This window comes from Cupriavidus alkaliphilus (assembly GCF_014191175.1).
In the GTDB taxonomy this organism is placed as follows: Bacteria; Pseudomonadota; Gammaproteobacteria; order Burkholderiales; family Burkholderiaceae; genus Cupriavidus; species Cupriavidus alkaliphilus.
The window spans coordinates 41,189-54,556 of the sequence record NZ_JACHWE010000014.1 but is presented as its reverse complement, the minus strand read 5'-3'; the positions used below and the strand labels follow the sequence as shown (position 1 = coordinate 54,556).

Annotated in this window: 13 protein-coding genes; 6 read left to right on the top strand and 7 right to left on the bottom strand. The window is 66.7% G+C overall.

The genetic code is table 11. The features are described 5' to 3' along the window. Both FHX60_RS27400 and metK read right to left on the bottom strand, forming a co-directional pair. On the bottom strand, nucleotides 1-497 hold a 497-nt coding region (locus FHX60_RS27400; protein ID WP_183285187.1), incomplete at its 3' end, for a transposase. Between the two features lie 866 nt (nucleotides 498-1,363). Next, nucleotides 1,364-2,527 (bottom strand): methionine adenosyltransferase, encoded by a 1,164-nt coding sequence (gene metK / locus FHX60_RS27395; RefSeq protein ID WP_183285186.1) that lies wholly within the window; start codon nucleotides 2,525-2,527, stop codon nucleotides 1,364-1,366. A gap of 278 nt (nucleotides 2,528-2,805) precedes the next feature. On the opposite strand from metK, the gene FHX60_RS27390 reads away from it, so the two are divergent. The 4 genes from FHX60_RS27390 (at nucleotide 2,806) to FHX60_RS27375 (ending at nucleotide 6,428) form a co-directional block, all read left to right on the top strand. After that, the gene (locus tag FHX60_RS27390; protein ID WP_112777327.1) at nucleotides 2,806-3,720 is read left to right on the top strand and encodes a lysophospholipid acyltransferase family protein; all 915 of its coding nucleotides are present in this window, start codon (nucleotides 2,806-2,808) and stop codon (nucleotides 3,718-3,720) included. After that, nucleotides 3,717-4,610: a lipid A biosynthesis lauroyl acyltransferase gene (locus FHX60_RS27385; protein ID WP_112777328.1), complete on the top strand. Its 894-nt coding sequence runs from the start codon at nucleotides 3,717-3,719 to the stop codon at nucleotides 4,608-4,610. The genes FHX60_RS27390 and FHX60_RS27385 overlap by 4 nt, the downstream gene beginning before the upstream one ends. A gap of 42 nt (nucleotides 4,611-4,652) precedes the next feature. Beyond that, nucleotides 4,653-5,519, top strand: a complete 867-nt coding sequence (gene dapF, locus FHX60_RS27380; RefSeq protein ID WP_183285185.1) for a diaminopimelate epimerase — start codon at nucleotides 4,653-4,655, stop codon at nucleotides 5,517-5,519. A gap of 99 nt (nucleotides 5,520-5,618) precedes the next feature. Then, entirely contained in the window at nucleotides 5,619-6,428 is an 810-nt protein-coding gene (locus FHX60_RS27375) for a polyphosphate kinase 2 family protein (RefSeq protein ID WP_183285184.1), read from the top strand. 21 nt (nucleotides 6,429-6,449) lie between these two features. On the opposite strand, the gene FHX60_RS27370 is transcribed toward FHX60_RS27375, so the two are convergent. Then, entirely contained in the window at nucleotides 6,450-7,757 is a 1,308-nt protein-coding gene (locus tag FHX60_RS27370) for a patatin-like phospholipase family protein (protein ID WP_183285183.1), read from the bottom strand. A gap of 89 nt (nucleotides 7,758-7,846) precedes the next feature. Continuing rightward, nucleotides 7,847-8,551 (bottom strand): orotate phosphoribosyltransferase, encoded by a 705-nt coding sequence (gene pyrE / locus FHX60_RS27365; protein ID WP_183285182.1) that lies wholly within the window; start codon nucleotides 8,549-8,551, stop codon nucleotides 7,847-7,849. Nucleotides 8,552-8,578: 27 nt separating this feature from the next. Between pyrE and FHX60_RS27360 the strand changes: the two genes are divergently transcribed. Then, nucleotides 8,579-9,355, top strand: a complete 777-nt coding sequence (locus FHX60_RS27360; protein WP_092317801.1) for an exodeoxyribonuclease III — start codon at nucleotides 8,579-8,581, stop codon at nucleotides 9,353-9,355. 11 nt (nucleotides 9,356-9,366) lie between these two features. On the opposite strand, the gene FHX60_RS27355 is transcribed toward FHX60_RS27360, so the two are convergent. Further along, nucleotides 9,367-9,768, bottom strand: coding sequence for a type II TA system antitoxin MqsA family protein (locus tag FHX60_RS27355; protein ID WP_183285181.1), 402 nt, complete (start codon nucleotides 9,766-9,768; stop codon nucleotides 9,367-9,369). A 13-nt stretch (nucleotides 9,769-9,781) separates the two neighbouring features. Beyond that, nucleotides 9,782-10,078, bottom strand: a complete 297-nt coding sequence (locus FHX60_RS27350) for a type II toxin-antitoxin system MqsR family toxin (protein WP_183285180.1) — start codon at nucleotides 10,076-10,078, stop codon at nucleotides 9,782-9,784. Between the two features lie 171 nt (nucleotides 10,079-10,249). On the opposite strand from FHX60_RS27350, the gene argC reads away from it, so the two are divergent. After that, the gene (gene argC / locus FHX60_RS27345; RefSeq protein WP_183285179.1) at nucleotides 10,250-11,197 is read left to right on the top strand and encodes an N-acetyl-gamma-glutamyl-phosphate reductase; all 948 of its coding nucleotides are present in this window, start codon (nucleotides 10,250-10,252) and stop codon (nucleotides 11,195-11,197) included. A gap of 70 nt (nucleotides 11,198-11,267) precedes the next feature. Here the strand turns inward: argC and FHX60_RS27340 are convergent, their stop codons facing one another. Next, complete coding sequence (locus FHX60_RS27340; RefSeq protein WP_183285178.1) at nucleotides 11,268-13,346, bottom strand: S8 family peptidase; 2,079 nt, start codon at nucleotides 13,344-13,346, stop codon at nucleotides 11,268-11,270. Nucleotides 13,347-13,368: the final 22 nt, after the last annotated feature.

Here is a 13,368-nt window from a genome sequence, read left to right as displayed (position 1 = left end):
TCCTCCTCGTCCCTTCCCCAGATCGCCTCGGCTTTTTTTCTTAGCACCAGCAGCGCTGCGGTTTCCGCCAGCGCGGCGTCCTTGCGCTTCAGTTCACGCTCCAGGTTCCGGATTCGCTTCTTCGCGGTTGCTTCCTCGCGCAGCTGTGCCATGTCAGCCATGGGTGGCTTCTTCGCATTCGCCTGCTCACAGGCAGCACGCCACTGCCGGATCTGTTCTGGCTGAATGCCCTTGCTGCGGCAGTATTCGGACAGCTCCGCTTCACTCAGGGGCGCCGTCTCCAGTACCACCCGGAACTTGTCCGCGCTGGACCACTTATCGCTCTGTTTGCAGTTGCCTGGCACAACTCGTCCTTGCTCTCGTGCCTCGTTGCGCCAGGTGCGCAGGCTCACCGTCGTGACACCCGTTTCCCTGGCCAACTCCACGACCGATCGGTTCACGGGCGGCATCATCTGCTCAACCACCCATTCCTTGTACTCCGCCGGATAACGTTTCATCTTCCAATCGTTACCGCCCTCCATTGTCCTTCATCGAAAGGCGGCGGGGCGACATCTATCCTGACATGGAGGGAAGCGCCAAAAAGTAACCAAAAAACGCGTCGCCTAAGCGGCTGGCTAAGGCGGCGTTGGTGGTTCCCGCGGTGGTGACTCACGGTCAGGCGGATGGTGGTTCCACCCTGCTGACGCTACCTGGATGTGCCTGGCGTTCAAGGTCGGATGGACGAACCCGACTTTAGGTCGGTGGCAGCCTGCTAACGACGTTATTGGTGGGACGCCTACGGCTGCGCTGCGCGCGCTCCCTATCGTAGGTCAGCTGCTCTGACACGGAGTGCATCGCTGCGCTCGCACGCGCTGTCGTGGCGCGTACACGGAAGCGAAGCGAATCGCGCGCACGCACCGAAAGCGCCAAGCGAGCGCAGCGACGCGTACCGTGCCAGGGCCGACGCCCTGCGATACTGACGGCGCAGCAGCCGTAGGCGTTCCTACGACAAGGCCCGCAGCAGGCGGCCACCGAGCGCTCTGGGCTCGTTCAATCACCACTCCAACGCCCCTGCCACCGTCGCGCACCACCGCGGCAGGCAGTCCCGCTATGTGAGGAAGCCAAGCCCCGTACGAAAACCCCCAGGCACACTACGATAAGACATGCCGCCCGCAGGGCAGTAAACGCGCTTTTTGGTTACTTTTTGGCGCTCGGCCAAAAAGTGACCCGCCCAGGAGGGCGGAACCACACGGTTCAACAGCCGACAGCATGTCACCAACAGCGACGGCCCCCCAAAAAACAACCCCACCAACCCTCCCGAGCCAGTGGGGCATACCGAAGCCAAAAGCGCCAAAACCAGCGCCCGAACCCCGGAATTATCCTCTTACAACCCCGCCGCAGCCCGCAACGCCGCCACCTTGTCCGTAGCCTCCCAAGAGAACTCCGGCTCTTCACGCCCGAAGTGCCCATAAGCCGCCGTCTTCTCATAGATCGGCCGCAGCAGGTCCAGCATCTGCACGATGCCCTTCGGCCGCAGGTCGAAATGCTCCTGCACCAGCTCCGCGATCTTGGCGTCCGGAATCTTGCCGGTGCCTTCGGTATAGACCGTCACATTGATCGGCCGCGCCACGCCGATGGCGTAGCTGACCTGCACCTGGCACTGCCGCGCCAGGCCCGAGGCCACCACGTTCTTGGCCACGTAGCGCGCCGCGTAGGCGGCCGAGCGATCGACCTTGGACGGGTCCTTGCCCGAGAACGCGCCGCCGCCATGCGGCGAGGCGCCGCCGTAGGTGTCGACGATGATCTTGCGCCCGGTCAGGCCGCAGTCGCCCTGCGGTCCGCCGATCACGAAGCGCCCGGTCGGGTTCACCAGGTACTTGGTTTCCTTGAGCATCTCCGCCGGCAGCACCGGCTTGATGATTTCCTCGATCACGGCCTCGCGGATCTGCGCCTGGGTGATGTCCGGGGCATGCTGGGTCGAGAGCACCACGGTGTCCACGCTGTGCGGCTTGCCGTCGACATAGCGCACCGTGACCTGCGACTTGGCGTCAGGGCGCAGCCAGGGCAGGCGGCCGTCGCGGCGCAGCTGCGACTGGCGCTCGACCAGGCGGTGCGCGTAGTAGATCGGGAACGGCATCAGTTCCGGGGTCTCGTCGCAGGCGTAGCCGAACATCAGGCCCTGGTCGCCGGCACCCTGGTTCAGGTAGTCGTCGGAGGCGCGGTCGACGCCCTGGGCGATGTCGGGCGACTGCTTGTCATAGGCCACCAGTACCGCGCAGCCCTTGTAGTCGATGCCGTAATCGGTGTTGTCGTACCCGATGCGCTTGATGGTGTCGCGCGCAATCTGGATGTAGTCGACGTTGGCGGTCGTGGTGATTTCCCCGGCCAGCACCACCAGACCGGTGTTGCAAAGCGTCTCAGCTGCCACACGCGCATACTTGTCCTGCGCCAGGATGGCGTCGAGGACGGCGTCGGAAATCTGGTCGGCGACCTTGTCGGGATGGCCTTCGGAGACGGATTCCGAAGTAAAAAGGAAGTCGTTTGCCACGAACTTATTCTCCAGGTTGGCTATTGCGTGCCAGCCTGTTCGGTTCATGGCGGCGACGCTTTAGCGGTATTTCAGGCAGCCCGGTTAGAGCCGCATCGCCCCGCAAGTTGTCAGTTAACTCGGCGATACACGCTATTATACGCGCCTGCAGGCGTCGTTGCAGCGCCACAGGCGTGCGGTACGACACCTTGCCGGCATGCCGGACCAACGCCTGCCTGCCCGCCTGATCCCGGCACAGACCCGGCGGCGGACTTGCCTGGACCCTTTTTCCGCGCCTGATGACTTTTTTATTCTGGCTGATCTCCCGTTTTCCGCTGCGGCTGCTGCAGGCCGCGGGCGGCGCGCTGGGCCTGCTGATCGCACGTTTGCCTGGCCGCTATGGCCAGCGCCTGCGGGAGAACTTCCGGCTCGCCTTCCCCGACGCCACCGAAGCGATGATCGACGAGGCCGCCCGTTCGGCCGGGCGCATGATCATCGAGATGCCCTACTTCTGGAGCCGCTCGCGGATCGGCGCGAAGCTGTACGGCTTCGACGACCACCTGTGGCCTGAACTCGCCCGGCTGCAGGCGCGCGGCAAGGGCATCATCATCCTGACCCCGCACCTGGGCTGCTTCGAGGTGCTGCCGCAATCCCACGCGCTGCATCGCCCCGTGACCGCGCTGTTCAAGCCGCCGCACCAGCCGTGGCTGCGCGACTGGATCGAAAAGATGCGCACCCGGCCCGGCATGCACATGGCGCCGGCCACGCCGCGCGGCGTGCGCATGCTGGTGAAGGCGCTCAAGCGCGGCCAGGCGGTGGGCATCCTGCCCGACCAGGTGCCCAGCGGCGGCGAAGGCAACTGGGCACCGTTCTTCGGCAAGCCCGCCTACACCATGGCACTGGTGCACCGGCTGCAGCAACTGACCGGCGCGCCGGTGGTGGCGATCTTCGCCGAGCGCCTGCCGCGCGGCGCCGGCTACCGCGGCCATCTGCGCGTGATCGAAGACGGCGGCATGCTGCCGGACGATCCCGCCGCCGCCGCCGCGGTCATCAACCGCACCATCGAAGAACTGGTGGCCCTGTGCCCGACGCAATACCTGTGGGGCTACAACCGCTACAAACAACCCGCCGGAGCGGGCACCCCTGGCACCCCGGACACGCCGGCTACCGAGGGCACGGATTCCGAGCCGGCGACTGATCGATCGACTTCATGAGCCGTGTGTTCACGTGGCTCGGCATTGGCCTGCTGACCGTGCTGGGCAAACTGCCCTATCCCTTCGTCGCGCGCTTCGGCGAGGCGCTGGGCAGCCTGCTGTACCGGATCCCGAGCGAGCGGCGCAAGGTGGTGCAGGCCAACCTGCGCCTGTGCTTTCCGGACCGGACCGAGGCCGAGATCGACGCGCTCTCGCGCCAGAGCTTCCGCCTGCTGTTCCGCAGCTTTGCCGAGCGCGGCATCTTCTGGACCGGCAGCGAGGCGCAGATGCGCCGCTGGGTGCAGATCGACGACCAGGCCGGGCTGGTCGGACTCGACGGCACGCCGCACATCCTGGTGACAATGCACCTGGCGGGCGTGGAAGCCGGCGCGATCCGGCTCACCATCCACCTGCGCGAGCATGTCGGCCGCTCCGGCGCATCGCTCTATACCAAGCAGAAGAACGCCCTGTTCGACGGCTTCCTCAAGCAGGCGCGCGGGCGCTTCGGCGCCAACATGATCTCGCGCAACGACAGCGCGCGCGACATCCTGCGTTGCCTCAAGAAGGGCGAGGCGCTGCAGCTGATCGCCGACATGGACTTCGGCGAGCGCGATTCCGAGTTCGTGCCGTTCTTCGGCGTGCAGGCGCTGACGCTGACCTCTGTCTCGCGGCTGGCGCGCCTGACCGGCGCCAGGGTGGTGCCGATCTACACCGAGATGCTGCCCGACTACCAGGGCTACGTGCTGCGCGTGCTGCCGGCGTGGGAGGACTATCCGGGCGCCAGCGTGACCGACGACACGCGCCGCATGAACGCCTTCTTCGAGGACTGCATCCGCCCGCGCGTGCCTGAGTACTATTGGGTCCACAAGCGCTTCAAGCACCGCCTGCCGGGCGAGCCCGAGATCTACTGAGCGCGCCGGCACGTCCGGCGCCGCGCCGCTACAATCCCCACCATGAAACTCAAGTTCACCAAGATGCATGGCGCGGGCAACGACTTTGTCGTGCTCGACGGCATCCACCAGCACATCGACCTGACCCCGGCGCAGTGGCGCGCGCTGGCCAGCCGGCATTTCGGCGTGGGCGCGGACCAGATTTTGATCGTCGAGAAGCCGACGCGCCCCGACGTCGATTTCCGCTACCGCATCGTCAATGCCGATGGCAGCGAGGTCGAGCACTGCGGCAATGGCGCGCGCTGCTTCGTGCGCTTTGTCACCGAGCAGGGCATGACCGACAAGCGTTCGGTGCGCGTCGAGGTGATGAACGGCGTGATCACGCTGACGCTGCAGGACGATGGCCAGGTCACGGTCGACATGGGCGCGCCCGAGCTGGAACCGGCGCGCGTGCCGTTCCTCGCCCACGGCCTGCCCACGCATGCCGAGGGCGCCGACACGCTGTACGGCCTCGAGGTCAACGGCCGCACCGAATGGATCTCGGCGGTGTCGATGGGCAACCCGCACGCGGTGCAGGTGGTGGACGACGTCGAGAACTTCCCGGTGCTGCAGGACGGCCCGGTGATCGAGCACCACCCGGCCTTCCCGAACCGCGTCAACGCCGGCTTCATGCAGGTGGTTGACCGCCACGCCATCCGCCTGCGCGTCTACGAGCGCGGCGCCGGCGAGACCCTGGCCTGCGGCACCGGCGCCTGCGCGGCGGTGGTGGCCGGGATCCGGCGCGGCCTGCTGGATTCGCCGGTGCGGGTCCACACCCATGGCGGCGAGCTGACCATTGCCTGGGGCGGCGGCGCGGAACCGGTGCGCATGACCGGCCCCGCCACCACCGTGTTCGAAGGCAGCATTGACCTGGCGGCCCTGCCGGCCTGACCATAGGGGCTGCGCGCCCCTTTTGCCCATCCCGCGTTGCAGCGCAGTCCCGGGGCGCCCGATTCCCTGATCCCGCAGATCATCGCGAATGGAGCGCCCATGCCGCTGGACGATTTCCGCATCACCTCGGGCAAGCGATTCCGCCTTGCCGACTTCGACCCGGGCAGCAAGCCGCTGTCATGCGGCAAGAAAGAGGAAGACCTGGCCCGCATCATCGAGCTGAGCAACGCGCTCGACGCGCAGCAGGACATCTTCTATGCCGAGCACCGCCGCAAGCTGCTGGTGGTGCTGCAGGGCATGGATACCAGCGGCAAGGACGGCACCGTGCGCGGCGTGTTCCGCAGCTTCGATCCGCTGGGCATCCGCGTGGTGGGCTTCAAGGCGCCGTCACCCGAGGAGCTGGCGCGCGATTTCCTGTGGCGCATCCACCTGCAGGTGCCGAAGTCGGGCGAGATCGTGGTGTTCAACCGCAGCCACTACGAAGACGTGCTGGTCTCGCGCGTGCACCACTGGATCGACGCCGCCGAATGCGAACGGCGCTACCGCCAGATCCGCGAATTCGAGTCGATGCTGACCGAGACCGGCACCACCATCATCAAGTGCTTCCTGCATATTTCGCGCGACGAGCAGAAGTCACGGCTCGAGGCACGCCTGGCGGACCCGGAGAAGCACTGGAAGTTCGATACCAAGGACCTTGCCGAGCGCAAGCACTGGAAGGCCTACATGGACGCCTACGAGGCCGCGATCATGGCCACCAGCACGCCCCAGTGCCCCTGGTACGTGGTGCCGGCCGATTCCAAGACGCACCGCAACCTGATGGTGGCCGAGATCATGACCAAAGTCTTCGAGGACCTGAAGCCGGCTTATCCGCCGGCGCGTCCGGAACTGGCCGGCATCAAGGTCGACTGAGCCGGCGCGCGCCGGCCGGGCTCAGCCGCCGTTGCCGCGATGCACGTCGTGCGTGACGAAGGGCTGCTCGCGGCTGGGCATGGCCAGCCATTGCGGATGGCGCAGCGTCTGGCGGATATCTTCCAGCCCGCTGGTCCAGTGCTCATGCATGGTCAGCGGGCCGAACTGGTAGTCCTTGGCCAGGTTCTCGAACGACTTGTCGCGGTAGATCAGCTGGATCACGTTGCGGCGCGCATCGCACGACTGCTCGGCCGCGCGGCGGTACCAGTCGTTGTCGCGCCTGGATTGCGGCACCAGCGCCATCACCTCGTTGAGCATGCGGCGCAGGTTCTGCTGCTCGCGCATATAGTCGGTGATGGCCCGGGTGCGGCTGGAATACTGGATGTCCTTCTGGCGCTCGGCCACATCGATCAGGTCGTGCGGCAGCTTGCCGCGCGCGCTCCACAGGTCGACCTGGAAGATCAGCGCGTCGCGCCGCGGCTGCGCGGTCAGCACCTCGGCCAGCGGCGTATTCGAGACCAGCCCCCCGTCCCAGTAGTATTCGCCATCGATCTCCACCGCCGGAAACCCCGGCGGCAGCGCGCCCGAGGCCATGAAATGCTCGGGGCAGAGCTTGTCGCGGGTATTGTCGAAGTAGGCGAAGTTGCCGGTGCGCACGTTGACCGCGCCCACCGAGACCCGCATCAGGTCGGGGCGATGGTTGATCAGGTCGAAGTCGGCAAAGCGCTCCAGCGTGGCCTTCAGCGGCTTGGTGTCGTAGAAGCTGGCATGGGTGGGGTCCGAGTAGCGCGACATCAGCGCCGGCCAGCTGCGCGGCTGGAAGAAGCCGCGCTGGCCCTCCAGCATGGCCCGCGCCGCGTGCAGGCCGTCGAACCAGATCCGCATCGGCTCGGGCCAGCTTGCCGCTTCGTCGGCAAACCAGGTGTAGGACAGGCTGGGCAGCCACGGCTGCGCGCAGATGTGTTCCCAGAACGCCCGCAGCTGCTCCACCCGGCGCTGCGGCGGGTTGCCGGCGATGATGGCCGCGTTCAACGCACCGATCGAAATGCCGGCGACCCAGTTGGGAAAGATGCCGCCGTCGGCGAGACCCTGGTACACGCCGGCCTGGTAGGCGCCCAATGCACCGCCGCCCTGCAGCACCAGCGCACGCACGGCGTAGGCCTCGTGCGCGGGCCGGTCGGGGGCCTTGGCGGCCTGGCGCACCGGCTTGCGCGGCCGCACCTGGGCTCCGCGCTCGGCCAGCGACTCGCCGTTGTCGGCGGAATCCGCCGTTGGGGACGGCGTTGCCGCCTGCCGCACTGCCCGTTCCTGCCGCTCCTTTGCCGCCACGCCGCGCTCCCTCCCAGTCAGAAAGTCAGCCGTGTGCCTACCGGCCAAGTGTCTGGCGCTGCCTGCCGCACCAGACCTCTACAACGGTTTCAGACGCCGTAGCGCTGACGATAGGTCGCCACCGCCTCGCGCGAGGCGCCCAGCGCCGGATCCTGCGAGGCATCGAGATAGGCCAGCAGGTCCTTCAGGCTGGCGATGGCGATCACCGGGATGCCGAATTCGCGCTGCACGTCCTGCACCGCCGAATGGGTGCCGACCTGCTCGGCGGTGCCGCTCTTTTCCATGCGGTCCAGCGCGATCAGCACCGCGGCGGGCTCGGCGCCGGCCGCGCGAATCAGGTTCACCGACTCACGTACCGAGGTGCCGGCGGAGATCACGTCGTCGACGATCACCACCTTGCCCTGCAGCTTCGCCCCGACCAGCGTGCCGCCCTCGCCATGGTCCTTGGCTTCCTTGCGGTTGTAGGCGAAGCCGACATCACGTCCCATGCCGGCCAGCGCCACCGCCGTCGCCGACGCCAGGGTGATGCCCTTGTACGCCGGCCCGAACAGCACGTCGAACTGCACGCCCGAGGCCAGCAGGGTTTTCGCATAGAATTGCGCCACCTGGCCCAGCATGCCGCCCTGGTTAAACAGGCCGGCATTGAAGAAGTAAGGCGACTTGCGGCCGGCCTTGGTGACGAACTCGCCGAACGACAGCACGCCCGCGTCGAGCGCAAAGCGAATAAAGGTCTGGCTGAGGTCATTGCCAGCGTTATCTGCACTAAGGGCGGGCGAGTTCTGCTGCGTCATCATTTCTCTCTGAATTCAAAATTTCCCCGAATGTTACGGATTATCAGCGCCAACCTCAACGGCATCCGCTCCGCGTCGAAGAAGGGCTTTTTCGACTGGATGGGCAAGCAGGACGCAGACATGGTCTGCGTGCAGGAACTGAAGGCGCAGGCCGCCGACATGACGGAAGCGTTCCTGGCGCCACATGGCTATCACGGCTTCTTCCATTACGCCGAGAAGAAGGGCTACAGCGGTGTCGGGCTCTACACGCGCCATAAGCCCGAGCGGGTCCTCACCGGCTTCGGCAATGCCGAATTCGATAGCGAGGGCCGCTATGTGGAAGTGCAGTATCCGCACCTGGCGGTGATTTCGGTGTACGTGCCTTCCGGCTCGAGCGGCGAGGAACGCCAACTGGCCAAGTTCCGCTTCATGGAAGCGTTCCTGCCGCACCTTCTTCAGCTGAAGGCGAGCGGGCGCGAGATCGTGCTGTGCGGCGACGTCAACATCGCGCACAAGGAAATCGACATCAAGAACTGGAAGGGCAACCTGAAGAACTCAGGCTTCCTGCCGGAAGAGCGCGCCTGGATCGGCGAGCTGTTCGACGTGCACGGCTATGTCGACGTGTTCCGCAAGCTGGACCCACGGCCGGACCAGTACACCTGGTGGAGCAACCGGGGCCAGGCCTATGCCAAGAACGTCGGGTGGCGCATCGACTACCACCTGGCCACGCCGAAGATCGCCGACACGGCGCAGCTATGCTCGATCTACAAGGACGAGAAATTCAGCGACCACGCGCCGCTGTCGATCGACTATAACTTTCCGCTGTGAGCGGAGGGCGCTCACGCCGCCCGGACTTCATCGAGCAGTTCAGGGTGGCGGTCAAGCAGCTTCAGTAGCTTGATCAGGGCCAGCGGCGGCTTGGTCTTGCCGGTTTCGTAGCGGGAGAATGCATTGACGCCTCCGCCAAAGATCTCGGCGGCTTCGCGCTGGTCGAGGCAGAGCTTCTTGCGCACGCCGGTGATATAGGCCGGATCGACAAAGGCGGCATTGACGTCGCGGTTGAACGCATTCATCAGCTTCATCACACGGTCGCTTTCTGCCCAGTCCGTCAACGACTCGCCGCAAACCGGGCAAAAATCGCCGCGCACCTTCTCCAGCATGGTGGTTTCGCCGCGATACGTGTAAGGGATATCGCGCACATCTGCTACCAGTTCGGCCGCACCGCACTCGGGACATTTCATCGCAAAGGTCCTTTCATCTGGCCTTGAATGACACGACCAGCAGGTCTTCGGTTACCGTCAGCTTCAGATACAGCCCGCCATGCCGAGTGACTGGACGGTAGACGTCCTGCCAGACGGTGTGGTCAGCGTATGTCGTCATGCTCTTGTAGAAGTCGGCCGGACACAACGCAGCAATCACGTCGACCATACCGGCCATATCCAGTCCGATCGCCGTGGCTCCGCCACGCGCGCTGTGCGTGAACCTGACGCGGCGTGCCGCCAGAAGCTCCCGACTCCGCCTCAGCGGGTAATGCGCCGTCCCCTTCTCCATGTAAACTAACCTACTAGGTTAAATCCCGCAAGCCGCGAACTGTGCCAAAGCGCAGGACTCCAATCGGTACAAACCCCTGCGACAGGCCCCCATCCCCGCTACAATGCGGGTTCGCCCCTGCGCCTGGCAGGAGAGGTTTCGCATTCCCGCATTTCAAAGAGCGAGTCAGCCATGGTTTTCAAAGTGTTCGTCGATGGTCAGGAAGGCACCACCGGTCTCCGGCTGCTTGACTATCTTTCCGGTCGTGCCGACGTGGAACTGCTGCGCATTGCCGAAGACAAGCGCAAGGACCCGGCCGAACGAGCACGCTTCCTGAACGCCGCCGACGTCGCTTTCCTGTGCCTGCCCGACGTGGCCTCGCGCGAGGCGGTGTCGCTGGTGACCAACCCCAACACCTGCGTGATCGACGCCAGCACGGCATTCCGCACCGCCGACAACTGGGCCTACGGCCTGCCCGAACTGGCGCGTGGCCAGCGCGACAAGATCCGCGCCAGCAAGCGCATCGCGGTGCCGGGCTGCCATGCCAGCGCCTTCGTGCTGGCGGTGCGTCCGCTGGTGGATGCCGGCGTGCTGCCGGCCGACTACCCGCTTTCGGCGTTCTCGCTGACCGGCTACAGCGGCGGCGGCAAGTCGATGATTGCCGAGTTCGAAGCCGGCGGTAACCCGAAGCTGGACAGCCCGCGCCCGTACGCACTGGGCCTGGAGCACAAGCACCTGCCGGAAATGCGCGTGCAGGCTGGCCTCACGCAGGCGCCGATCTTCAACCCCATCGTCGGCAATTTCCTGAAGGGCCTGGCGGTGACGGTGCCCGTGTTCACCGAGCGTCTGGCGCGCAAGGTCAGCGCCGAGCAGATCGTCGAGATCTATCGCCAGCACTACGAAGGCGAGCAGTTCGTGCGCGTGATGCCGTACAACAGCGCCGACAACCTCGACGGCGGTTTCTTCGATGTACAGGCCAACAACGACACCAACCGCGTCGACCTGTTCGTGTTCGGCAATGCCGAGCGCCTGAACCTGGTGGCGCGCCTGGACAACCTGGGCAAGGGCGCGGCCGGCGCGGCGGTGCAATGCATGAACGTGCATGTGGGCGCCGACGAGGCCAGCGGACTGCGCGCCTGAAGCCTGCCGTTCCCGCACGTCAAAAAAAGCCGGCACTGCCGGCTTTTTTGTTGGACCTCGCGGCCGCCGCTTACACGCGCTGCAGCGCGCGCAGCGCGTCGACCAGCCCGGCCCCCTGGAAGGCGCGCTCGCGCCCCAGGTCGGTGGCGGCGGCGCACAGGATGGTCTTGACGGTCTCGGGCTGGCCCATCAGTTCATTGTTGCGCGACAGCAGCAGTGCCGCGACGCCGGACACATGGGGCGCCGCCATGCTGGTGCCGTCCATCGACGCCAGCGTGCCGCCGGGCACGGTCGAGGTGATCTTCTCCCCCGGCGCGACCAGGTCGGGCTTGATGCGGCCATCGCCGGTAGGGCCGTGGCTGGAAAAGTAGGAGATGCCGAAGCGGTAGGGATCGGTGCGGTGGGTCGCGCCCACCGTGATCACGGCGCGCGCATTGCCGGGATCGGTGATGGTCTGGCCACGGAAGCCGGCGCCCATGTGTTCGGCGGCGAAGGCCTCGTCGTAGCCGTAGTTGCCCGCCGCCGCCACCACGATCACGCCGCTGGCCACCAGGCGGTCGCACTCGACGCACACGGGCGTGCTGCCGCAGGCGTAGCTGCGTACGTCGTGGCGCAGCGCCACGCTCAGGTTGATGCCGTGCACCGACTGCCGGTCGCGGCTCTGGTTGAGCCAGCGCACGTACTGCAGCGCACCCAGGATGCCGAACTCGTCGCCCCGGCCCTGCGCGTCGAAAATGCGCAGGTCGAGCAGTTCGATGCGCGGGCAGATGCCGCTGACCTCGCCGGCCTCCACCAGCTCGGGCGGCAGCGGCATCGGGTCCGGCCGCACCAGGTAGGCCGACGACGGCCAGCCGGCGCCGATGATGCCGGCCACATGCGTGCCGTGGCTGCCGCCGGGCGCCACATACTGGGCCGGGTCATCGTGGCTGATTTCGAGCAGGGGCTCGATCACCGACCAGTCGATGATGCGGCCATGGGCCAGGTCCTCGGCAATCGCGGCGACACGCTGCCGCAGCTCGGCCTCGCCGGGGCCGCGCTTGCCCTTGGGCATGGGTGGCAGGCGGCCACTGGTGATCGCCGACAGGCGCGTGAAATCCAGGGTTCTGACCACGCGCGACAGGCGCGGCGCGATCAGCCCGTCGCGCACCGGCAGCGGCCCGTCCAGCTTTAGCGGATCGAAGAAGGCCGGATGGCGCGCATCGATGCCGGAATCGATCACCGCCCAGCGCACGCCCTGCCCGCCGATATCGAACACGCGGATGGCCGCATCGGCCTTTACGGTCTTGCGCGAGGCGAACACCGCATGCTCGGCCGGCCGGTTGACTGAGATGCGCCATAGCGGGGCGATGGCGGCGGCATCGGCGACATCCCCGGCAGCCATTCCTGCGGCGATGCCTGCAGCTGGCGTGGCGGCCTCCGCATGATCCTGCCGCAGGCAGTCCCACAGCGTCTCCAGCACCTGGCGGCTGGCCTGCGTGACGCGCCGCGTCAGGCCCCCGGGCGGGAAGCTGTCGTCGCGCAGGCCCAGCAGCGTCAGCGCGACGTACTGCGCGGCGACATTGACCAGCCGTCCCAGCGCCTGCCCGGCCGGCGCGGCGAGGCCGCCGAAGCGGGTACGCGCCGCGGTGTAGCCGATGTCCTTGAAGCGCGCCAGCGCCGCCTCGCTGCCGACATGGGCCAGCACCGACTCGCCCAGCCAGCGCACCAGCGCATCGCCGGTCAGGCTCAGCGCCAGCGCGCTGCGCGCGGCCGGTGTCCACCTGATGGCGGCCATCGGCACGCGCACCTCGCGTTGCCACCAGGCGGTGAGCGGCAGCAGGCGCAGCATGTCGAAGAAATCGATCTGCGCCAGCAGGTGGGATTCATTGGCGGCAAGGAAGCGCGCACCAGCTTCGTCCGCTGCCGGATCGGCCAGCGCCGGCAGGCGCCGCAGCACCGCGGCGCGCAGCGCGGCAATGCCGGCGCCGTGGTGCGGGGTCAGCAGCAGGCCGCGCGGCACCTCGAACGATTCGCCGGACGCATACAGCAGCCAGACTTCGGAGCTGACCGGCAGGTCGCTGGTAAAGCGGTCCGGCTCGGCCTCGCAGCCGGCGAAGATCAGCATATACGCGGCCCGCTGCTCCGACGGGCTCATGCGGTTCAGGCTCATGCGGGTCCCCTAAGGTTGTCGC